Origin of the sequence: Bacillus sp. GbtcB10, from assembly GCF_019091365.1 — a bacterium.
Taxonomy (GTDB): Bacteria; Bacillota; Bacilli; order Bacillales; family Bacillaceae; genus Bacillus; species Bacillus altitudinis.
In genome coordinates this window covers 1-268 of record NZ_JAGXJP010000167.1, presented here as the reverse complement: position 1 = coordinate 268, position 268 = coordinate 1, and the positions used below count along the sequence as shown (strand labels likewise).

General features: G+C 48.9%; 1 protein-coding gene. It reads left to right on the top strand.

What is annotated here, in order from left to right; all coding sequences use genetic code 11:
• On the top strand, positions 1 to 268 hold a 268-nt coding region (locus KVT11_RS19990; RefSeq protein ID WP_217609161.1), incomplete at both ends, for a sigma-70 family RNA polymerase sigma factor.

The window sequence follows — 268 nt, the reverse complement described above, 5'->3', positions numbered from 1 at the left end:
AGATAAGATTTACCAGCTTTGCTACCGCATGCTCGGCAATGTTCACGAGGCGGAAGATATTGCGCAGGAAGCTTTTATCAGAGCGTATGTCAATATCGACAGTTTCGATATCAACAGAAAGTTCTCAACGTGGCTTTACAGAATTGCGACCAACCTGACCATTGACCGAATCCGCAAGAAAAAGCCTGATTACTATCTGGACGCAGAAGTAGCGGGAGCAGAAGGGCTGACGATGTATTCGCAGATCGCCGCGGACGGGGTTCTCCCT